This is a genomic window from Corynebacterium sp. HMSC078A10 (genome assembly GCF_001811565.1).
Taxonomy (GTDB): domain Bacteria; phylum Actinomycetota; class Actinomycetes; order Mycobacteriales; family Mycobacteriaceae; genus Corynebacterium; species Corynebacterium hesseae.
Map to the genome: position 1 here is coordinate 78200 of NZ_KV805228.1, position 22153 is coordinate 100352.

Below are 22153 nucleotides of genomic sequence, written 5' to 3' on the forward strand. Positions count from 1 at the left end.
CCGGGGTGCCGCGTCGGGAAGAGACAGGTCGTGGGGAGAAATAGCTAATCTCACCGCAGTGCCGTACTCTGGTTTGAGCAATGAGCATTACCGATAACGCCACCGGCGGCGTCAACGAGCCGGAAGAATTCAATAAGTCGGAATCTCAGGAAAACTCGCAAGGTGGCGAAGCATTGGACGCTTCGCAGGTGTCGAACCAGGACACCGGGGCTGCGAATAACCCTGAGGACACCGGCGCTGAAGAAGTTTCAGCCAACGACAACTCCCAGGGTTTTGCACACCTCGGCCTTCCCGATGACGTTCAGGAAGCCGTGTCCAAGGTGGGCTTTACCAAGCCATCCCCGATTCAGGAAGAAACCATCCCGATCCTCATGGAGGGCCGCGACGTCGTCGGCCTCGCCCAGACGGGTACGGGTAAAACCGCAGCCTTCGCGCTGCCGGTGCTCTCCCAGATCGATACAGAAGCCCGCTATCCGCAGGCCCTTGTCCTTGCGCCTACGCGCGAGCTGGCCCTCCAGGTTGCGGACTCCTTCCAATCCTTCGCGGACCACCTTGGCCGCATCGAAGTCCTGCCCATCTACGGCGGCCAGGCCTATGGCATCCAGCTCTCCGGGCTGCGCCGTGGTGCCCAGATCATCGTCGGCACCCCGGGCCGTGTCATCGACCACCTGGAGAAGGGCTCCCTGGATATCTCCCAGTTGCGCTTCCTCGTCCTCGATGAGGCAGACGAGATGCTCAACATGGGCTTCCAGGAAGACGTTGAGCGCATTCTTGAGGACACCCCAGAGGACAAGCAGGTCGCACTCTTCTCGGCCACGATGCCGAACTCCATCCGCCGCCTGTCCAAGCAGTACCTCAACAACCCTGCCGAAATCACGGTGAAGTCGGAGCGCCGCACCAACGACAACATCACGCAGCGCTTCCTCCTAACACCGCACCGCCACAAGATGGATGCCTTCACGCGCATCCTCGAGGTCATTGACTACGACGCCATCATCGTCTTCTGCCGCACGAAGCATGCGACCGAAGACGTGGCCGACAGCCTCAAGGAGGCCGGCTACAACGCCGCTGCCATTAACGGCGATATCGCGCAGCAGCAGCGTGAGCGTACCGTCGATCAGCTCAAGGATGGCCGCCTGGACATCTTGGTGGCTACCGACGTTGCTGCCCGCGGCCTCGACGTCGACCGCATTACTCACGTGGTCAACTACGACATCCCGAATGACACCGAGTCCTACGTGCACCGCATTGGCCGTACCGGCCGTGCTGGCCGCACTGGCGAGGCCATCCTGTTCGTCACCCCGCGTGAGCGCCGCATGCTGCGCTCCATCGAGCGCGTGACCAACGCCCGCTTGGAGGAGATGGATCTCCCGACCGCGGATGAGGTCAATGCCAAGCGCAAGGAGAAGTTCTTCGCGGCCATCGGCGCCTCCCAGCAGGACAAGCAGTTCGACTTCTTCCGCGACATGGTGCGCGAATACTCTGCGGCAGAGAACGTGGCGATGGATGACATCGCGGCCTCCCTGGCTGTGCAGCTGCAGGGCGGAACGGACTTCCTGCTCAAGGAGCGCCCGGTGTCCAAGAAGGACCGCCGCGAGCGCGATCGCTTTGAGCGCGACGGCCGCGGGCGCGACCGCGACCGTGATCGTGGTGGCCGTGACCGCGATAGGGGCCGTGACCGCGGCCCGCGCCGCCCGGACGGGGACTTTGAGACGTACCGGCTGGACGTCGGCAAGCGCCAAGGCGTGCGCCCCGGCGCCATTGTGGGTGCGTTGGCCAACGAAGGTGGCCTGACCTCCAAGGACTTCGGCCGCATCACCATCGCCGTGGGCCACACCCTGGTGGACCTGCCGAAGCACCTGGACCCGGCGGTGCTGGACCGTCTCAAGGACACCCGCATTTCCGGCCAGCTCATCAAGATTCAGAAGGATACCGGACGCCCGCCGCGCCGGAACTTCGACGATGACCGCGGCCGCGGCGGTTACGGCGGGCGAGGACGTGGTGGACGCGGTGATCGTGGCGGATACCGTGACCGTGACCGCGGTGGACGCGGCCGTGATCGTGGTGGACGCCGCGGCGGCTGGCGCGACTAGCCTCCGCTCGGCGCCGCAGCGGCGTTAGAGCAACACAAGAAAACCTCCCAAACTCGTTCACGCATCGTGCGAGCTTGGGAGGTTTTCGCTATTGGGGCCTAGACCCGAAGGATTAGACGTACATCAGGATGGCGCACACAACCCACAGCAGGTTGAAGATGCCGGAGAACATAGCCAGCTGCTTCTTTAGCTTGGCCACATCGGCGCTGCCCGGGGCAGCAATCGCGGACATGGCCTGGTTCTGCTTCGGGATGACCACGACGAGCAGGATAACCCAGGCGATGACAGCCAGAAGAAGGGCGATGTGGAACTGGACCTGGGACTTGTAGGTATTGAGGTCAGTAAGGAAGACAGCTAGACCAATGACCGGAACAATAGCGGAGATATAGCCATACGTCGAGGTGATCTTGTTGAGGACACCGGCGGCACCAGCCGCAGAAGCATCACCGGAGGCCGCCTTTGCCAGCTGGCCGGGGAAGGCGGAGGTGGAGATACACACAGTACCGACCAACAAAATAGCGGTGAAGGCGTGGAGGAAGATGAGCAAGCTAGTCATGGGAGGGTGCTTATACCTTTCTGTACGGGGCTTTTCCCTGCGAGAGTCTAACGGCGCGGTGAGATGAAATCGAATCGACACTGGTGGCGCATGACTACGTAGTCGCGGGAGGGCAGCGGTAGTTGGTATTTGCGGGCCACTGCGGCAAGCCGCTGCGAGTAGTCGCAACGGTCGGCGGGCGGGAGCCAATCGGCCGGCAGAGAATCGGACTTGGCCTGGTTGAGGTTGCGGGCGGTGGCGACGAGGTTGAGCGGATCGTTAGCAAAGGCCATCTTCTTATCCGGCGGCCACACTGATGCCCCAAGGTCCCAGGCCGCCGCGAGCGGGAAGACGTGGTCAACTTCCACGCGGTCCGGCGCGGGCGCGCGGGCATAGGGATCGTAGAGGACCCCGTCGATAGTCTGCGCGGCCTTGACGTTGTCCCGTGTTCCAGGTGCCCATCCGCCGAAGTCTTCCCGTTCATAGCCGGGGACCTGCACGCGCGCGGGCACGGTTGCCACGCCCAGATCAGGTCCGGGGACGAGATGATAGCCGGCGTAGGCAACGGTTGCGACGGAAAGGAAGCCTATATAGGCCGTGCGCAGGTTCATGGACTTTTAGACTGCGCGGGGGTGTTCGCGGTTCCCGTATGAGCAGGAAGCCTGTGAGCGCACAGGGAGGGCTACATGGATGCAGTCAAAAGGCATTTCCCAGAAGGCATCAGTAAGAAGGTTTCTTTGGGGCAAAGACACCTTTTAGAGGCTCGGACACGGCGTTCTCGAAGCAAAGGCACCTTTTGGGAAATGCCTTTTGAGAAATGCCTTTTGAGTAGCGACCATGTAGAGCCATCCGATCCAATCACAAGCGAAACCCCGCCACAGCAGCAACTGGACTGCTGGAGCGGGGTTCGCGCGTGAGGGGGAGAAGGGGAGAGGCCTACTTCTGAACCTGCTCCGCTGCCTCCTCGAAGTCCAAGTCATCGTTCTTCTCAACGAGCTTGGCCAGGCGGGTTGCCTCCTCGAACTCCTGGGTGACCTTCTCATCCGGAGCCTTGGTGGCCAGCGAAACGCCGACAGTCACGAGCAGAGCGGAGATGAAGCCCGGTACCAGCTCGTAGAGGGTATCGCCCAGCGGGCTCATGCCCCAGCCAATCGCAACGACAGCACCGGTGATCATGCCGGCGATGGCGCCGGTGGAGTTGAGGCGCTTCCAGTACAGCGACAGCAGCACCAGCGGGCCAAAGGCGGAGCCGAAGCCGGCCCAGGCGAAGCCGACCAGACCCAGAATCGAATCCGACGGGTTAATGGCCAGCACAGCAGCGATGACGGCGATGGCCACGACGGCGGTGCGGGACAGGTTGATGAGAACCTCTTGGCGCGGCTTCTTCTTAGCGAAGATGAGGTAGAGATCCTCAATGAGGGAGGTGGAGACCACGAGCATCTGGGAGGACATCGTGGACATGATGGCCGCCAGAACGGCGGTCAGGACCAGACCTGCGAAGAGCGGGTGGAACATGACCTGTGCCATGTCCAGGAAGATGGTCTCGTAGTTCTCTTGGTCAGTGATGGAGTGGCTGGTCTCAGTGAAGAAGACCGTGCCGGAGAGCGCGACGAAAATAGCGCCGATGAGGGAGATACCCATCCAGCTGACACCGTAGAAGCGGCCCGCGCGGGCGTCGGAAGGCTTGCGCAGCGCCATGAAGCGCACGATGATGTGCGGCTGGCCAAAGTAGCCCAAGCCCCAGGCCAGGTTGCCGATGATGACCGCGGCGGAAACGCCGGAGAACAAGGAGAAGTAATCGGGGTTCTCAATTACACCGCCGGTGGCGTACGGGTTCTCAGCGGCGAAGCTGAAAATCTCGCCCGGGTTGTCCAAGGAGAAGAGCACCATGATCGGCACGATGATGAGAGAGGCGAACATGAGCAGGCCCTGGACGGTATCGGTGTAGGACACCGCGAGGAAGCCGCCGACGAAGGTATAGAAGACCGTCACGGCAGCCACGACGAGCATGCCGACCATGTAGTCACCGCCGAAGCTGGACTCGAAGTAGCGGCCGCCGGCCACCATGCCGGAGGAGACGTAGAAGGTAAAGAAGAAGATAATGATTGCCGCAGCGATAATGCGCAGCAGGCGCGACTTATCGTGCAGGCGGTTCTCAAAGAAGGAGGGAACGGTAATTGAATTGCCGGCGATCTCGGAGTAGGAGCGCAGACGCGGCGCGACCCACTTCCAGTTGGCCCAAGCACCGATGAGAAGGCCGATGGCCATCCATAGCTCAGACATACCGGTCAGGAACAAAGCGCCGGGCAGGCCCATAAGCAGCCAGCCGGACATATCGGAGGCGCCGGCGGATAGGGCGGCTACGAACGGGTGAAGGCCGCGGCCGGCGAGAACGTAGTCGTCGTACTCATCCGTCTGCTTGTAGCTCCAGAAGCCAATGGCGGCCATGGCAAGCAGGTAGATGATCATCGCAACGACATACCAAGTGGAGTCTTGCACTGATCTCTCCTTGAGATTGAGATTAAGAATAGGACTCATCCACGCTAACGAGGCAAAAGGTCCTACCCAACTGAAAATTGGCTGATTGACCAGTATTTGGTTACCTTGGTCACAGCTTAATGCACGGTCTTACTGGTGTTACGCCGTTATGTAACGAGACTGTAACAATTGCGTATTTGGGCAGGAATCGGGAACTTTCTGCAACCCTTTCCCCACAAAGGTGTGCTGCTAAACTGGCCCCTATGGCTTCTTACCTGCTGCATGGCCTCTGGCTGCCCGTCTCCGGCCTGAGTCTATGGATCGAACAGGTCGAAGGGCACAAGATCGTCATGCCCTCAGCAGTCCCGGAGGGAACCTTTCCGGATGTGGTTGATACCATCCTGAGCAAGAAGACCTTCCGCAACCGAGCGCGCGTCTCCCTCCGCACACCGAAGGGCAAAGATGTCTCCCTCATGGTGCCCATGGCGATGTTCGCCCCGGATGAGGCAGTGGAGACGCTGGCCAAACTGGAATACCTCGATACAGACAGCCAGGCGGTTTCGGCGGAACAGCGTGCAGCTATTGCGCCGGACCTCCTGTGGCTCATCCGCGCCTATCGCGGCCTGTACCGTTTCGTCCGCGCCGGCCGCGTGACCATCCGCCTGTCCTATCAAGCAGGCGAGTGGTACCCGATGTGGCAGCTGGCATCCGGTCTGGGCGAGCGCAGCTGGCTGGCGGAAATGCTGGCTTCTGCGCCCGGCATCCTCTCCATTAATAACCGGGCGCTTTCGGATGATTTGGCCGATGAGCTTACGCACTGGATTGCCTATACCCAATTGCGCCCGCAGATCGATGCCCCACGCGCCGCGCCCTGGCATGAATTCGCGCAGGCCTTGCTGAAAACCGCGCCGGTCAAGAAGGGGCGCGCCCAGCTGCTGCGTGGGCTCAATGAGTGGAAAGATTCCATTACCTCCGTTGACCTGCAGCTCGTCTTCCTCGTGGAGGAGCCGCCAAATAGTACTGACTCCGTCGAGGATGCAGCGTGGCCCATTCGCCTGCTGGTGCGCTCCGGTACGGATTCGCCGCTGCCGGTGCGGCAGGACCAGTTGGATCGGGGGAGCGTCGAGAAGCTGCGTGAGGCCCGCCGCCATGCCTTCGACGTGGCTCCGCGGCTGAAGTACAACTCCGCCCCGGCGAGCCGGAATGCGGGGGACTGGGACGTCTACCTGACCACCGAGCAGCTCGTCGATTTTGTTACCCACGACGCCGCTGCCCTGCGCAAGGCCGGTTTCACCGTGCTGCTGCCCAAGTCTTGGTCCCATATGGAGACCAAGGCCAAGCTGGAAACCACGGAGGTCCGTGATCCGGCCGATGCTGCCACCAAGGCGCACATTGGTATGGAGAAGCTGTTCAGCTATGACTGGAAGCTCTCGGTGGGTGACACGCAGCTTACCGACGCCGAAATGCAAGAGCTCATCACTTCTAAGTCCGGGCTGATTCGTTTGCGCGGCGAGTGGGTCATGGCGGATACCCAGGCCTTGAACAAGATCTCGCAGTACATGCGCGAGTTGGCCGATACCGCACGAAAGCGCGCCCTGAAGGAGTTGGAGCAACTCGCCGCTACCGCAGAGATGGCGCGCCAGCTGGAACAGCCCGGCTGGGAAGAATTGGTGGCCGAGGTGGAGCGCCGCCGCAAGGAATTCAATGAGGGTGAGCAAGAAGAAGCGGTAACGCTTGCAGACCTGCGCGAGATGGCCTTGAAGTCCATGGCGGAGGACCCCGTGGCCTTCACCGGATCCGAGTGGCATACCTCGCTGCTCGGCGGGCTGGATAGTACGGCACCTGACCGCGTGGAGATCCCCGATACGGTCCATGCCGAGCTGCGCGAGTACCAGCGCCGAGGCGTCGACTGGCTGTACTGGATGTCCCGCAACAACATCGGCGCGGTGCTGGCAGATGACATGGGTTTGGGCAAGACCCTGCAGCTGCTGTCTTTGCTGGCGGTGGAAAAGGCTGCCCACGAGGACGCGCCGGACAAGGAAGATGGGGAGGCTGAAGCCTGGAAGCCCACCCTCGTCGTCGCGCCGACTTCCGTGGTGGGCAACTGGGCTAGGGAAGCTACGCGCTTCGTACCGGACTTTAAGGTCATGGTGCAACACGGCACTGGGCGCCTGAAGGGCGAGGAATTGGTCAGCGCAGCTCAGGAGGCCGATATCGTCATTACCTCCTATGGCACGGTCAGCCGTGACTTTTTGACCTTGAGCAATGTGGAGTGGGACCGCGTGGTCCTCGATGAGGCTCAGGCGATCAAGAACGCCTCCACGCGCTCCTCCAAGGCGGTGCGCGCCATCCCGTCACGTCACCGCGTGGCGCTGACCGGCACGCCGATTGAGAACCGCCTGTCAGAGATGCGCTCCATCCTGGACTATTGCAACCCGGGAATCTTGGGCTCCGCCTCCTTTTTCCGCAACCACTTTGCCAAGGCCATCGAGCGCGAGGGCAGCGATGTCATGGCGGAGCGCCTGCGCCTGCTCACAGGCCCGTTCATCCTGCGCCGCCTCAAGACGGACCCGAATATCATCGATGACCTGCCAGAGAAGTCCGAGCAGATCATCACAGTGCGCATGACCGATGAGCAGGCAGCACTCTACAAGGCCCTGGTCAATGACGTGGAGCAGGCCCTGGCGAAGAAGAAAGAGGGCATCTCGCGCCGCGGCCTCATTTTGGCATCGCTGACACGCATTAAGCAGATCTGCAACCACCCGGCGCACTTCTTGGCCGATGGTAGCCCCGTCACCATCAAGGGCAAGCACCGCTCCGGCAAGGTGGAGGAGCTCATGCGGATCATCGACCAGGCCATCGAATCTCAGGAGCGCGTTCTGATCTTCACCCAGTACAAGGCCTTCGGCGACGTTCTCCAGCCCTACCTCTCTGAACAACTGGGCTGCGAGATTCCCTTCCTCCATGGCGGGGTCAGCAAAAACCGGCGCGATCAGATGGTGGAGGAATTCCAGGCCGATAACGGGGCGCCCGTCATGCTGCTCTCGCTCAAGGCGGGTGGTACGGGGCTGAACCTCACGGCGGCGTCGATTGTCGTGCACATGGACCGCTGGTGGAATCCGGCTGTGGAGAACCAGGCCACGGACCGCGCCTTCCGCATCGGCCAGCAGCGCAATGTGCAGGTGTACAAGATGATTACCGCCGGTACCTTGGAGGAATCCATCCAGGACATCCTCGACGGCAAGACACAGCTGGCCGGTGCCGTCGTGGGAGAGGGCGAGGGCTGGCTCACCGAACTGAGCCCCGAGCAGCTGGCGGATCTCATGAGCTATAGGGAGCAGGAGAAGTAAGTGGCACCGAAGAATCCTGAAGACAATAACGTCATCTACGCCAACTTCGGCACCCGCAAGCGCGTGAGCACGCCGGAAGAGGTCAACCGCGTCGACCGCGTGCACACCATGCAACCGGCGGCCACGCGCCTGCTCAACTTTGTCAACCAGCAAACGGATTCCGGCCGCATTCGCCGCGGGCGCCAGTACGCCACGGAGGGCCATGTCGTGGGCCTCGATGTGCGCAATGGTGCTGTGCACGGCAAGGTTGCGGGCTCTCAGAATGAACCTTTCGCGGTGCTCATCCAGGTGCCTTACCGCAACAACGAGGACATCGGGCGGCTGTCGGAGATGTTCGCGCGCACCCCCAACTCCGTGGCGAAGGCTAGGGAGGGCATGCTTGCCGACGCCTCCCTCGACATCCTCATCGCCGAATACCCCGACGACCTCCGTTTCTCGTGCACCTGCCCCGACCCGGAGTACGTGTGCAAGCACGTCGTGGCAGTGGCGGACCGCCTGGCCGCGCGCATGGATGCTGACCCGTCCGTCATCTTCGCTCTGCGCGGCCTCGATTTTGCGCGCCTAGAGCAAGCGGTCATGGAGCAGGCCAAGTCGGCCTCGGAGGATTCTTATTCCGCTTCCGCGGCCTCTGAAATCTCGGCCGAGGAGCGCAATGCATTGTTCTGGGAGGGGCGAGAATTGCCGCCCCTGCCGGAGCCGAAAACCGCTCCCGCCGTCGATGATTCCGACCCGGAGTTGCTGCGCAAGGCCATGAGGTCTGTCAGCCATACGAACATAGATTTGCTTCGGGCCGTCTCCGATGTCGAGGACCTTTACTATCATCTGACGCACTAGACATTGCCACCCCAGGGGAGAGGCTCAAGCGCCAGCCCTGGACCACGTTGTAGGGAGTTTGCATGGCCGCGGTTACGTTCATCCACACCTCAGATTTCCAGCTGGGAATGACACGCTGGTTTTTAAGTCCCGCCGCGCAGTCGCGCTTTGATGATGACCGCGAAGCAGCGGTCCTGCGGCTCGGGGAGTTGGCCACCGAGACGGGGGCGGAGTTCATCGTCGTGGCCGGTGATGTGTTTGAGCACAACTCCTTGAACAAATCCACGCTGCTGCGCGCCAAGGACATGTTCAAGCGCCTGCCAGTGCCGGTCTACCTGCTGCCCGGCAACCACGATCCGCTCGTGGCGGATTCCATCTTCTTCAACTCCTTCGCGGATAACGTGCACGTCATCGCGGATTCAGAGCCCATCGAGGTGCGCCCAGGCGTGGAAATCGTCGGCGCTCCCTACCTGTCCAAGCGGGCTAATTATGACCTGGTGCGCCGCGCGCTGGAGCCGCTGCAGCCTGCCGATGAGGGCACGGTTCGCATCGCGGTGGGGCATGGCCAGGTGGAGTCCCGCGCGGGCGAGGGCGAGGACTCGGACGCTGATACTATCGACCTCTCCTTCGTGGAGGAGTGCCTGGATAAAGGCGTTATTGATTATCTGGCCTTGGGGGATACGCACTCCACGGAATCGCTGGGCCGTACCGGCAAGGTGTGGTTCTCCGGCAGCCCGGAGACTACGGCCTTCGACGATAGGGAGCGCGATTCGGGCAATGCCTTGGTGGTGACCGTTGAGGGGGATCGGGTGGACGTCGCCAAGCACTGCGTCGGTCGCTGGGACTTCCGGGCGATTGATGCGGACGTTAACTCACTGGAGGAGGTCGAGGCTTTTCTTGCGGAGCTAGACGCCGTGCCGGAGAAGATCCGCACCGCGGTGAAATACAGCCTGCGTGGCACCGTGGGCCTGAGCGCGCAGGCTCGTCTGGAGCAGGGGCTGGCTGAGCTGGAGGAGGTCTTCGCCTCCCTCAAGCCGCGCGAGAGGACGATGGATCTGCATCTGGCGCCCTCCGAAGAAGAGCTCAGCGAGTTGAGTTTGAGCGGTTATGCCGCTGATGCCCTGGCGGAGCTGCTCGAGGACCTAGATGATCCCACCGCCCGCGACGCCGCCAACCTGCTGTTCCGCCTCAGCGCGAAGGGAGCTTAATAATGATGCAGCTACATTCTGTTGAACTCAATAATGTCCGGGGCGTGGATCACCTGGAGGTCAAGGACCTTCCAGAAACCGGTGTGGTGGTCATCGGCGGGCCGAACGAGGCTGGCAAATCCACATTGGTGGAGTCTATTGATTTTGTGCTGACGCAAAAACACACCGCCAACTCTAAGGCAGTGAGGGCGCTGCAGCCCGCCGGCCGCGATGTGGGTCCCGAGGTCACGCTGGAGGCCACCGTGGGGCCCTATCATTTCCGCATCCACAAGCGGTGGGTGAAGAAGCGCACCTCGGAGCTGCATGTGTTCTCCCCGCGCCCGGGCCAGTGGACTGGTGCGGAAGCGGATGGGGAGCTCGAGCGCATTCTCAGTGAGCATATGGACCGCGCGCTAGTCGACGCCCTCTTCGTCCGCCAAGACGATAGCCACGAGGGCATCGCCGCCGTGGGCATTCCTTCCCTTACTGCGGCGCTAGAGGAGCAGACCGGGGCGAATGCCGTGGCGGAAGACTCCGAGCTGCTCACGCGCATCGAGGCGGAGTACAAGGAGTATTTCACCGCGAAGACGGATAAGCCGGCGGGAGACTATAAGGCCGCGATCGCCACGCTGTCAGAGGCGGAGGAGGAGCACGCGAAGGCTGAGTCCGCGCTACGAGAGCTCGACGGTGTGGTGGAGCGCTATGAAGCCGCCGAGCTGAAGAAGTCCGAGGCCGAAGCGGCTTTGCCGGAGGCCGTAGAAGAGTGCGAGCGCCGTGACGGCGAACTAGTCGCCGCCCGGGCCGCCCAGGAGAAGGTCACCGCGCAGGAGGCAGCAGTGACCCGGGCAGCGGAAGCTGTGACGCGCGCGGAGGAGGAATCGGCGCGGCGCAAGGCTGTGATTGCTGAGCACTCCGCAGCGGTTGAGGCGGCCGAGCGTGCCGCAACTGCGGTTAGCGAAGCCTGCGAGCGCGCCGAGGAAGAGTCCGCCGCCCGCACGAAGCTGGAAGAAGAACGCGCCGAGGTTCATGAGCGCTACGAGGCCGTGCGCGAGGAGCGCCAGCGCGCCCGCCGCGCGCAACGGCGCGCAGAACGCGAGGCCTTGGGCACCCGCCTCGAAGCCTTGACCAAGCTGGAAGAGACCTTGGCGTCGCGCCGTCGTGAGCTGGCTGCCGCTCCAGACGTGCCAAACTTGAAAGCACTGGAAGAGGCGGCTCGTGAGGTCACTGTCCAGGAGCGCCTGCGAGCGGCGGCTGCTGCCAAGCTGTACTTTTCCGGGAAGGGCTCCGTCGCCGTCGATGGCGAGGAACGCTCTCTGGAGAGCGGTGAAGAACTTGCAGTCGAGTTGCGTGAGGGCACGACCCTTCAGGTAGGCGAGGTCACCGCCCGCTATGCCGCAGGTGCCGGCGAAAGCGGTGAGGAAGGCGTGGAGAAGGCTCGCGCTGAGCTCGCGCGCCTGCTGGAGGATGCCGGGTGCGAAGACCTCGAGTCGGCCCGTGCCGCTCACGAGAAACACACCGAACTCGCATCCGCCGCGGGTTCCGCGGCGCGCGAACTGGCTGCCGCGTTGGGAGGGGAGGACCTCGGTGAACTGCGTGCGCGTTTTGAGGCCGGCGCAGAAGAGGCTGAGGACACACCTGGTCTTTCCGAGGACGACGCGGCGCCGCGAGAGCTGGACGTGGTGGAGCGAGAGGAAGAGGAACTACGCAGGAAGCTCGATGAGCTCGACCGCGCTGTGGCTCCCTACCGTGAAAACAAGGCTGGCGCGGCATTAGAGGTAGCCACCGTGCGCGCGGAGGAGGCAATCACGCAGCGTGATGCCAAGGCCGCAGCCGTGGAGGCCGCCCGTGCTCAACTCAGTGATGCCGACGTGACCACGGCTATCGAGGCAGCACAGGCCAAGCTGCAGGAAGAAAGAGCAGTGCTGGCGGAGATGTACGCGGTAGACGTGGACACCGCCGAGCATCTTGCCAAGGGAGCGCGTACACACGTGGATTCCCTGAAGGCAGCGGTGAATGCAGCGGTCGGTGACATGCGCGAGTTCCGGGGACTCATCGATATGCATTCCGGTGCGGCTGAGGATGCGGAGAAAGCCGCCGCCGAGCTCGAGGTTGCTCGTGAGCGCCACGCCGCTATCGAGCGTCGCGCGGAGGCTGCGCGTTATCTGCGCACACTCATGCTGCGCCACCGTGACGCCGCGCGCCAGCGCTATGCCGCGCCGTTTGTCACAGCGCTCAATAGCTTGGCGCGAACAGTCTTCGGTGGGGATGTGGACTTCGAGCTGTCGGAAGAGCTCAAGGTCGAAGCTCGCAGCCGCGACGGTGAGACCGTGTCTTTTGACGCGCTCTCTGGCGGTGCCAAAGAGCAGTTGAGCATCCTGACGCGCTTCGCCATAGCTCAGCTGGTGTCCGATGAACCGGTGCCTGTACTGATCGATGATGCGTTGGGTTCCACGGACTCCCAGCGCCTTCAGCTCATGGCGGCGCTGTTTAGTAAGGCAGGGAAAAGCACTCAGGTCATCGTGCTGACCTGTATGCCGCAGCGCTATTCCTGGGTGCCTGGGCGCATGGAGCTAGATATGGAGAAACTTACAAGGGCCTAAGTCCCGGAGTGTAGGGTATGAGCCATGACAGCGGACACTCGATGGCTCACCGAAAGCGAACAGGACCTGTGGCGCCACATTCTAGCTAGCATTCGCAAGATCAATCGCGGTATGGAGGAAACCCTGTTGGCCTGCGGCGATATCTCAGCCGCGGAGTTTTCGGTGCTTGTTTCTCTTTCGGAAGCACCCGAGCACACGCGGCGCCTGCGCGACTTATGCACGGAGTTGGAGTGGGACCGCTCCCGCGCCTCCCACCAAATCACCCGTATGGAAAAACGGGGTTTGGTGCGCAAGGAAAAATGTGCGGGCGATGCGCGTGGCGTGGAGGTCGTCATGACGAAGTCCGGCCGGGAGCGCCTTGAGGCGGCGGTACCTGAGCACGTCGAGTCCGTGCGCCGCATGGTTTTTGATCACCTCGATCCTGCCGACGCTCCGGCGGTCCTGCGTTTCTGCGAGGGCGTCCTTTCAGAAGACAACCTTCCGGGATATGACGGCTTCGTGCCGGATGAGCGCTTGGGTATTCACACCGACTAGTTGTGCTTCGTACGGGTAGTGTTAGTTTTCGACCGTTTACTCACCTGGAGGTGATCTGTCCGCACCATGATGGGACAAGAACTGTTTGAGCATCCCGAGCGCCAGTACGCTACGTACGGCATTACTCCGCTGAAAGAGCTCAGCACCCAAGTCGGCCCGGTCGATGATCTGGATGAGCTCTCCGAGGAACAAGCCACCGCGCTTGAGGCGGCCCTCGAGCAGCACCCAGAGGGCGCGCTGACCTTCGATGACGCCTCGCAGCTGTGGATTATCGGCGCGGATGAGGATATTGAGCGTATGTTCCAAGACCGCGAGGGATTCGTCGAAGCGCTCAACAACAACGAAGACCCTGGGGTCTAGCCCACAGTCGGTGTCATCCTAAAGGTGGATGGCGGCTAGATTTACTGGGTTTAACTACGGGCGGCTCTGTTTAAACTGCTAAGATACTCTGTGTTAAAGGGCGAGCATCCCCGCGCTTTTCAGAGGCAGCTTGAGCGAGAGCGCCATCTGGCTAGGGGAGCTAAGTGAAAGGACAAAACATAATGGTCGAGCGCGATTTGGCTCAGGAACAGCGCGAAGCAGCTGCACGTGACAAGGCTGACGGCTGGGTATCCGTCTTCGTTCAGTGGATTCCCTCCATGCTTCTCTCCGTGGTGATGCTGGGCGCCATGATGTTCGGCATGTACTACATCGAGCACGGCACCTTGGACATCACCCAGCCGATCGTCAACCAGTACATCACCCAGTAACCTGGTTCGCTCCCTCGCTGCCGCCTGGCGGGGGGAGAAAAGCTTGACTTTAAGCCCCAGCAGATTTGTCTGCTGGGGCTTCCTCTTTATCACCAGGCTCATCTCTCTAACTCGTGCCGTGGATCCATCAGGCGGCTTGAGCCACTGCTAAGCCTGAGAATTAATCTCCGAGTGCGATGTCTCGAGGCGTGATGACTCCTACGCCCTTCGCGCTCACCGTCGTTCCATGATCAGCCGCCGCCCGTCCTTTCGGTGAGCGCGAAGGGCGTATTCGTCCGGGAGAGCGTTAATCCGATAGCCTGAACTCCATGGACTCTCGCATCTACATTCGCTATCTCAACGGTCCGCTCCTGTGGATGGGAATAGTCGTTGGCCTTGCCGTTGTGGCAGCGGTGGTGCCCACGATGATTGATTCCACGTGGGCAGCAATCCTATTTGGTGCCCTGGTCATCATTGCAACCGTGGCCTGCCTTCTGATGCGGGTGAAGATCGTCGTCAACGATGGCGAGGTTGCGGTGTCCGTCTTTGGCGTTTTCACAAAGAGAATTCCCCTGCGCGAGATCACCGGGGTGAGTATCGGTCCGGAGACGGGGCTTAAAGAAGGTGCGGGCCCGCGCATCGTCGATGGCGCACCAGCCTATATCGTCTCTGGGCCGACGGTGCGCTTCGAGTACGGCTCAAACGCTCTTGTTGCCTCGGCGAAGAATCCAAAGCAAGTGGTCGAGGATGTAGAGGCGCGCTTGCGATAGTTCCATATCCCCAGACCTCGATCCCGAAACCTCCTGGTGGGTGGTGGGGCGTTGGTAAGCGCTAGGCGACGCCCACCTGCAGGTTGCGGGTTTCAGGTCTGGGGAGATGCAAAATGAGACAAGCCGCCCACCCGCAAACGTGGCGTCGTAAAAAATGGGCCGGGGCGTACTGGCCGATTCGCGATAGGCGGGCATGAAAAAGTGCCCCTGACAGGGATCGAACCTGCGACCTTCGGTACCGGAAACCGATGCTCTAATCCGCTGAGCTACAAGGGCATTGCTGGCGAAATGCCAACGATGCGATTCTAACCTATAAAGGCTAGAGCGCAGTAATTGGCCTAGCGCCGATGGGGGTGAGGCGGGAAAGAAGGAGTGCTAGGACAGCCACTCCTTCATGGTTCCCGCCGTTCCTACTACTGGGCGGGCTGCTCCTGAGCCTGGGGCTGGTCAAAGAAGCCCGGGGCATCCGCGGTGTGGACGTCACCAGTGCGCAGGTAGTCAACCACAATCTGGTCAACAGCCTTGTTGCCCACCGCGAAGTGGCCGTGACCCGGGCCGTGGACGGTCACCACGCGGGACTGCATTGGGTCAGACAGGCCGCGGTAGAAGGCATACGGGGTCTGCGGGTCACCGGTAGCCTGCAGCTGCAGTGGCTTGGTCTGCAGCTTGTCACCAGAAACGGCAATCGGGGTAGTGATCGGTGCGCGGCCGGAGCAACCGGCGCCGGAGGCATACATCGCGTTGAACAGTGAGAACGGGTCAACCGTGACATAGTTAGACCAGAGGAAGGCCGGGATGAAGGTCGGATCCGTCGGCGCAGTGTTCTCATTGCACATGATGATGTTCTGCATGCTCATGGAGTTGAGAATCTCTTGCTGGACCTTCTGCGGGTCCTGCTCGCCCTGTTGTGCGGCCTGCTCCTCAAAGTTGATGGCTTCGACGCCGCCAATGTGCTTGGCTAGGGAGTCCCACGACTCCGGGCGGGGAAGGAGGTCACGGGTAGCGGTGAGCGTCGGCGAAGTGGCCTGAACAGCCTGCGGGTTCTGGACCTTGCCCGCGAGGTGCTCTGCCTGTACGCGCAGCTCACCGGTCGCAGTCATGACATTGGCGCCGGGCTGGCCGGCAAACTCGAGCCCCGGTGGGAGGTCACCAATCTGCGCGTTCGGAGGAAGCACGGTGGGGCGCACGCCCGCCTCTGCGGCCACAATCTGAGACCAGCGCTCGTAGGCCTTCAGCGGGGTCGTGCCGGCGTGGTAGGTGGCGTCGTTCTTCGCTACATAGTTAAAGAAGTCATGCAGAGCATTCTCATAACCAGCCTGCTGAGAAGCGAAAATCTGGTTCCACGCCATGTTGGGGTTCATTCCGGAGTCCAGCACGACCTTGTCGGTGTGCTCCGGATAGAGTGTGGAGTACGTGGACCCCAAGAAGGAGCCGTAGGAGAGGCCGAAGATGTTGATCTTCTCCTCGCCGAGTGCCTGGCGGACAACATCCCAGTCCTTGGCGGTGTTCTCCGTGGTCAGGGAATCGGTGTAGCCCGGGGTGTTCTTCTCACAGTCGTCGCGGGTAATGGAGCCGATCTTTGTCAGCTGTTCCAGAGGGTTTCCGCCCGCCTCAGTTGACGAGCAGTTGACCTGTGCGGAATCGCGCAAACCACGCGGTTGAACGCCGATGATGTCGTATCCTTGTTTGACTTCCTCAGGCCAGGCAGCGAAGTTGACCCAGCTATACGCGTCACCGCCTGGACCGCCCGGGTTGGTGAACAGAGTGCCTTGGCGCTCGCCCGTGGCCTTCAACCGGATAAGGCCGACGTCGATAGTGCCCTTCTCGGGAGCATTATGGTAGGTCGGCACGGTCACGTGGCCGCATTCGGCACGCTCTTCGGTGACCCCTTCCGGGCACGGGCCCCAGTTGATGGCGGGTTGGTCGGCGTGAGCAACGGCGGGTGCGGCTACCAGCCCAGCAGCGATGGCTACGGGGCCCAGAACCGAACCTAAAACGCGAGAAAGACGCATAGAACAAGGCTCCTAAAATCGTAAATTGGTACGAGCCTTATCCTATGCGTCAGGGGTGATGTGAGCCGAGCTCTCATACAGGGCGGGTGCCCCCGAAAGCCTCACTACTTAACAATCACCACAATGAGATCGCGCGGGCCGTGGACACCTTCCACGCGGGAGAGCTCGATATCCGAGGTCGCGGAAGGGCCCGAGATCCACGTTGCCGGGCGCTCCGGGTTCATGCGGGAGACCATCTCCGGGACACCGTAGACAATCTGGTCCTTGCGCACGATGCACACGTGACGGTCCGGCACCAAGGTCAGCGCGCGGCGGCCACAGGTCTCATTGGATTCGAGCACGATGGTGCCGGTCTGCGCGGAGGTGACGTGAGATTCGGTCACCACGGCGTCGACAGCGTCGAGCTCACGCGGGTCCTTGGCGTTGTCATCTGGGGTGATGGTGCCTTCGAAGCCGTCGAGAAGCCCAGCGTCCATGCCGGGTGCGTAAACGACGTTCGAGCAGCCGCGCTCCTTGAGGATGTCCACGAGGGTGGAGTTCAGGCCGGACTCATCGGTGACGTGCACATCAGCCTTGTAGTCTTCGAGGCGGTCCACCAGCATCTCGCGCAGCTCATCTTCGTTGAGCGTGCCTTCCTTCTGGTACTCGCGCGGGATGTCTACGTGGTCCGGCAAACCGGCTTGCTTTTGGGCGGCGGCAATGCGGTTGAGGATTTCCTCTTTGGCGGTGGTCACTTGATGCCCTCCTTCTTGGCTTGGGCGAGGAGTTCTTGAGCTTCGTCAGAGTTGAACCATTGGCGGAAGGACTTCTTCGGCGGAACAGCGGTATCGCGTACCTCGGACCAACCGGACATGAACAGCGGTAGCTTGTCGATGACTCCGTTGAAACCACCGAGGACACGGCCGAGCGCCACCATGTGGGTGATCTGGTTCCAAATCTTCGGGTTCTTCCACACCAGCTCCACGACCTGGAAGAGCTTCTCTTCGACCGGCGGGGTGGCGTTAGTGACCTTCTGATAGCGGTTCTCCAGAATGACCTGGGAGAGAGGAATGCGCACCGGGCACACCTCGTCGCAGCGGCCGCACAGGGAGCAGGCGTAGGGCAAGCTTGCCGACGGATCATTGTGGTCCTTCATACCAGTCAGCTGCGGCGTCAGAGAAATACCGATCGGGCCGGGGTAGACCGAACCATAGGCGTGGCCGCCAGCGCGCTCGTAGACCGGGCAGACGTTCAGGCAGGCAGAGCAGCGAATGCACTTGAGTGCTTCGTGGCCCTTGGGGGAGGACAGGGCTGCGGTGCGGCCATTGTCCAGAAGCACGATGTGGAAGTTTTGCGGGCCGTCACCTTCGGTCACGCCGGACCACATCGAGGTGTACGGATTCATGCGCTCAGCGGTGGAGGAGCGGGGCAGCAGCTGCAGGAAGACCTCGAGGTCCTGGAAGGTCGGGACCAGCTTCTCAATGCCCATCACGGTAATGAGGGTCTCCGGCAGGGTCAGGCACATGCGGCCGTTGCCCTCGGATTCCACGATGTTGATAGTGCCGGTCTCAGCCACACCAAAGTTAGCGCCGGAGATGGCGACCTTGGCCTTCATGAACTGCTCGCGCAGGAAGCTACGGGAAGCCTCAGCCAACTCCGCCGGCTCGGCCTTGAGGGAGTCATCGGTGTTCGGCATCTTGTTGACAAAGATGTCCCGAATCTCCGCGCGGTTGCGGTGGATGGCCGGGACCAGAATGTGAGAAGGCTTATCCTCACCCAGCTGGACGATGAGCTCCGCCAGGTCAGTCTCCTGGGCGTGGATACCGACCTCTTCCAGGTGCTCGTTGAGCGCGATTTCCTGGGTGGCCATGGACTTGATCTTGACCACGTCGGTCTCACCGGTTTCGCGGATAAGGCCCTCAATGATCTTGTTGGCTTCCTTGGCATCGCGTGCCCAGTGGACAATGCCGCCGCGCTTGGTTACCTGCTCTTCGAACTGGAGCAGCAGCTCGCCCATGCGGACAGCAACGTCATCCTTGAGTGCGGAGCCGGCGTCGCGCAGCTGCTCCCAGTCCGGGGTTTCGTCCACGGCGTGCTGGCGCTTGTTGCGAATGGTGGTGGTGGCGTGGTGCAGGTTGCGGCGCTGGGTGGCGTTATTGAGGCCAACGTGTGCCAGCGGCACGAACGCCTTCGAACCACGCAGGTTGCCGTAGCCTTCTGGGGCGCGGGGAGGGGTGGTGTCGAGGAAGGAAGTCATTAGAGCATCTTCTCCTTGGAGTAGGCCGCGGAGGTGGGAGTCCACGGGTGTTCCTTGGTGGAGGCGAGGATTTCCGCCAGGTGGATAGCGCGAACACCGGAGCGCTGGCGAGCCAGAGCGCCTCCAATGTTCATCAGGCAGGAGGAGTCACCGCCGGTAATATATTCGGCCTCGGTTTCACGGATGTGGCGGGTCTTGTCACCGACCATCGCTGCAGAAACCTCGGCGTTCTTGAGGGCGAAGGTGCCGCCAAAACCACAGCACTCTTCGGCATTAGGCAGCTGGACGAGGTCGATTCCTTCGACCTCCTTAAGAAGCTGGTAGGGGCGGTCACCCAGTTTGAGGAAGCGCAGGCCGTGGCACGAAGGGTGGTAGGTCACGCGGTGGGGGAAGAAGGCACCGACGTTGGTGACACCGGCGACGTCGACAAGAAACTCCGGCAAGTCCAGGGTCTTGCCGGCAGCCTTCTTGGCGCCGTCCACATCGGCGGAGGTGCCGAAGCGGTTTGCGATCATCTCGTGCTGCTCGCGCACGGCGCCCACGCAGGAGCCGGAGGCAGAAACCACGTAATCAATGGAGGGATCCGCGAAGGCGTCCGCATAGGTGCGGATCATGCCCAAGGTCTGCTCCTGGTAGCCGGTGTTGATGTGCATCTGGCCGCAACAAGTCTGTTCCTCGGGGAAGACGACGTCGTAGCCCAGGCGGGAGAGGATCAGGGCCGTGGCCTTGTGGGCATCGGGGAAAAGTGAGTCACCGATGCAGGTGGAAAACAATGCTATTCGCATTTGTGAGCGCTCCTTAATCTGCCTCCATGTGGCTTGTCCCGTGCTGTGCACAGCGGAGTTGTGCTCGGATGCGCGCTACCAGGACAGCCGCACTGGGCATTTTTCGAGTGTGTACCTTTGAGCCTACCGCCCAAAACTCACATTATCGACACAGGATTACCCCTCCTACCTGGCTTTTTATCGCAACACTAATGTTGTGAAATTCCTAACGTGCGGTGATGGTCGCAGCGGTCGCGGCCGATATGAGGCAACCCCCAGACTGGGCGATGAAGACGCCCGAATCTGGGGGTAGTTAGTGGTGTAGAACTTTATGGCTAAACCCTTTTAGGGGACCAAGAAGCCCAGCACGTTGGTCATGAGGAAGACGATGACGCACACGACGGCGAGGAAGGCCACGGAGTAGCCCACGACCGCCTTGAAGATGCGGGATTCCTCGCCCTCCATCTGCACGGCGGTGGCGGCGATGGCCAGTGACTGCGGGGAGATCATCTTGCCCACAACGCCACCGGAGGTATTGGCGGCCAGCATGAGGTCCGGATTGACGCCGATGCGCTCGGCGGCGGTGACCTGCAGGTTGGCAAAGAGTGCGTTGGCGGAGGTATCCGAGCCGGTGACGGCGGTGCCGATCCAGCCCAGGACGGGGGAGAAGAGCGCGAAGATGCCGCCGACAGAAGCCACGAACTGGCCGATGGAGATGGTTTGGCCGGAGTAGTTCATGGTGTAGGCCAGTGCGAGGACCAGGATGATGGTCAGCGCGGAGAACTTCATGCGGGAGACAACCTCGCCGAACTTGGTCAGCGGCGCGGAGGCGTCCAGCTTGTAGCGGCCGTTCTCGTTGAAGGTCATGTAGATAAGGGCCACGATGATGCCGGAAATCAGCAGTAGGGTTCCCGGGTTGCCCAGCACGTTGAACGTGAAGGCGGTGTCCATGGCGTGGCCTTCGGCGTCGAAGACGGTGCCGTCGAGAAGCGGCCAGGCAACGTTGACCTGGAGGAAGCCGAAGATGGCCGGCCATGCGGTGGCGATGGCGAAGACAGCGGTGACCACGGCATAGGGCAGCAGGGCCATCCAAATGCGGCTGCTGTTGAGATCCGTGACCTCCTCCTGGGCGGGCAGCTCCATGCGCTCGCGCAGGCTGTCGACACCCTTGGGCTTCCACACACGCAGGAAGATGAAGCCCGCGCCGAGGGAGACGATGCAGGCCACGACGTTGGTGAGCTGGTAGGCGAAGAAGGTAGCCGCGGCCCACTGGGCAATGGCGAAGGAGATGCCGATGACGGCCGCGGCGGGGCCGGCCTCCTTAACACCGCGCATGCCGTCAAGGATAAAGAGGATGAAGAAAGGCACGACGGCGGCAATGAGCAGGACCTGGAGGGAAATCAACGCGGCGATGTCAGCGGTCTGCTCGGCGGTGCGCCCGCCGACCGAGCCCGCGGTGGTGACTGGGATGCCCACCGCGCCGAAGGCCACGGGCGCGGTGTTGGCAATGAGCACCGTGGTGGCCGCCTTGAGCGGCTTAACACCCAAGGCCAGGATCATGGTCGCCGTAATCGCCACGGGGGCGCCGAAGCCGGCGAGGGCCTCCAGCAGGCCGCCGAAGCAGAAGGCGATGAGGATGGCCTGGATGCGGATATCGCCATCGCCCAGCAAGTCAAAGGTCTTGCGCAGGTCATTGAATCGTCCGGAAGCCACGGTCACTTCGTAGAACCAGATGGCGGTGATGATCACCCAGACGATGGGGAAGAGGCCGAAGAGCCCGCCGCGCACCGCGGAGGACAAAGCCATGCCGGTTGGCATGCCCATGCCGAAAATGGCGATGAGAACCGCTACGAGAAGCGCTACCGCACCCGAGGCGTGGGCGCGGGCCTTGATCCCCAGGAGCATGATGAAGAACGCGATGAGCGGCAGCGTGGACACCAGCGCGGTAAGCCCGACGTTGCCAGCGATGGCGTCGGTGGTGATTGTGAATGTAGACATAACGCTCACTTCAGGTTGAGTCCCGCCGGCGTCCCTGCGGTGGTCCCCGCGGTGT

Annotated in this window: 17 protein-coding genes and 1 tRNA gene; 9 read left to right on the plus strand and 9 right to left on the minus strand. The window is 61.8% G+C overall.

Annotation, left to right across the window (positions count from 1 at the left end; translation table 11 throughout):
• Positions 1-80 precede the first annotated feature (80 nt).
• The gene (locus tag HMPREF2808_RS11875; protein ID WP_070624840.1) at positions 81-2093 is read left to right on the plus strand and encodes a DEAD/DEAH box helicase; all 2013 of its coding nucleotides are present in this window, start codon (positions 81-83) and stop codon (positions 2091-2093) included.
• Between the two features lie 112 nt (positions 2094-2205).
• Here HMPREF2808_RS11875 and HMPREF2808_RS11880 read toward each other — a convergent pair whose 3' ends face one another.
• The 3 genes from HMPREF2808_RS11880 to putP form a co-directional block, all read right to left on the minus strand.
• Entirely contained in the window at positions 2206-2649 is a 444-nt protein-coding gene (locus tag HMPREF2808_RS11880; RefSeq protein WP_070531213.1) for a DUF2269 domain-containing protein, read from the minus strand.
• Between the two features lie 47 nt (positions 2650-2696).
• Positions 2697-3239, minus strand: coding sequence for an HNH endonuclease family protein (locus HMPREF2808_RS11885; RefSeq protein WP_070624842.1), 543 nt, complete (start codon positions 3237-3239; stop codon positions 2697-2699).
• A gap of 325 nt (positions 3240-3564) precedes the next feature.
• Positions 3565-5127 (minus strand): sodium/proline symporter PutP, encoded by a 1563-nt coding sequence (gene putP / locus HMPREF2808_RS11890; RefSeq protein ID WP_070624844.1) that lies wholly within the window; start codon positions 5125-5127, stop codon positions 3565-3567.
• A gap of 242 nt (positions 5128-5369) precedes the next feature.
• Here putP and HMPREF2808_RS11895 point away from each other — a divergent pair, with 242 nt between their 5' ends.
• From HMPREF2808_RS11895 to HMPREF2808_RS11930, 8 genes are all read left to right on the plus strand, one after another.
• Positions 5370-8456: a DEAD/DEAH box helicase gene (locus HMPREF2808_RS11895; RefSeq protein WP_070624846.1), complete on the plus strand. Its 3087-nt coding sequence runs from the start codon at positions 5370-5372 to the stop codon at positions 8454-8456.
• Positions 8457-9290 (plus strand): SWIM zinc finger family protein, encoded by an 834-nt coding sequence (locus tag HMPREF2808_RS11900; RefSeq protein WP_070624848.1) that lies wholly within the window; start codon positions 8457-8459, stop codon positions 9288-9290.
• Between the two features lie 62 nt (positions 9291-9352).
• Positions 9353-10477 carry a metallophosphoesterase family protein gene (locus HMPREF2808_RS11905; protein WP_070624850.1) on the plus strand — a complete coding sequence of 375 codons (1125 nt, stop codon included), beginning with the start codon at positions 9353-9355 and terminating at the stop codon, positions 10475-10477.
• A 2-nt stretch (positions 10478-10479) separates the two neighbouring features.
• Positions 10480-13056, plus strand: coding sequence for an AAA family ATPase (locus tag HMPREF2808_RS11910; RefSeq protein ID WP_070624851.1), 2577 nt, complete (start codon positions 10480-10482; stop codon positions 13054-13056).
• Positions 13057-13080: 24 nt separating this feature from the next.
• A complete protein-coding gene (locus HMPREF2808_RS11915) occupies positions 13081-13590 on the plus strand; it encodes a MarR family winged helix-turn-helix transcriptional regulator (protein ID WP_070624853.1) in 510 nt (169 codons plus the stop codon).
• Between the two features lie 66 nt (positions 13591-13656).
• Positions 13657-13950 (plus strand): molecular chaperone GrpE, encoded by a 294-nt coding sequence (locus HMPREF2808_RS11920; RefSeq protein WP_070624854.1) that lies wholly within the window; start codon positions 13657-13659, stop codon positions 13948-13950.
• A 182-nt stretch (positions 13951-14132) separates the two neighbouring features.
• On the plus strand, positions 14133-14339 hold the full coding sequence (locus tag HMPREF2808_RS11925; RefSeq protein ID WP_154737117.1) for a hypothetical protein: 207 nt from the start codon (positions 14133-14135) through the stop codon (positions 14337-14339).
• Positions 14340-14647: 308 nt separating this feature from the next.
• Positions 14648-15088 carry a hypothetical protein gene (locus HMPREF2808_RS11930; protein WP_070624856.1) on the plus strand — a complete coding sequence of 147 codons (441 nt, stop codon included), beginning with the start codon at positions 14648-14650 and terminating at the stop codon, positions 15086-15088.
• 202 nt (positions 15089-15290) lie between these two features.
• Here the strand turns inward: HMPREF2808_RS11930 and HMPREF2808_RS11935 are convergent.
• From HMPREF2808_RS11935 to HMPREF2808_RS11960, 6 genes are all read right to left on the minus strand, one after another.
• Positions 15291-15364 (minus strand) — tRNA-Arg (locus tag HMPREF2808_RS11935).
• A 137-nt stretch (positions 15365-15501) separates the two neighbouring features.
• Positions 15502-17100, minus strand: a complete 1599-nt coding sequence (locus HMPREF2808_RS11940; RefSeq protein ID WP_070624857.1) for an alpha/beta hydrolase — start codon at positions 17098-17100, stop codon at positions 15502-15504.
• A gap of 104 nt (positions 17101-17204) precedes the next feature.
• Positions 17205-17834, minus strand: a complete 630-nt coding sequence (locus HMPREF2808_RS11945) for a LutC/YkgG family protein (protein ID WP_070624859.1) — start codon at positions 17832-17834, stop codon at positions 17205-17207.
• Positions 17831-19336, minus strand: a complete 1506-nt coding sequence (locus HMPREF2808_RS11950; protein WP_070525134.1) for a LutB/LldF family L-lactate oxidation iron-sulfur protein — start codon at positions 19334-19336, stop codon at positions 17831-17833. Before HMPREF2808_RS11950 ends, HMPREF2808_RS11945 begins: the two co-directional genes overlap by 4 nt.
• Positions 19336-20121, minus strand: coding sequence for a (Fe-S)-binding protein (locus tag HMPREF2808_RS11955; RefSeq protein ID WP_070525136.1), 786 nt, complete (start codon positions 20119-20121; stop codon positions 19336-19338). Before HMPREF2808_RS11955 ends, HMPREF2808_RS11950 begins: the two co-directional genes overlap by 1 nt.
• A gap of 324 nt (positions 20122-20445) precedes the next feature.
• Positions 20446-22098 (minus strand): L-lactate permease, encoded by a 1653-nt coding sequence (locus HMPREF2808_RS11960; RefSeq protein ID WP_070624860.1) that lies wholly within the window; start codon positions 22096-22098, stop codon positions 20446-20448.
• Positions 22099-22153 lie beyond the last annotated feature (55 nt).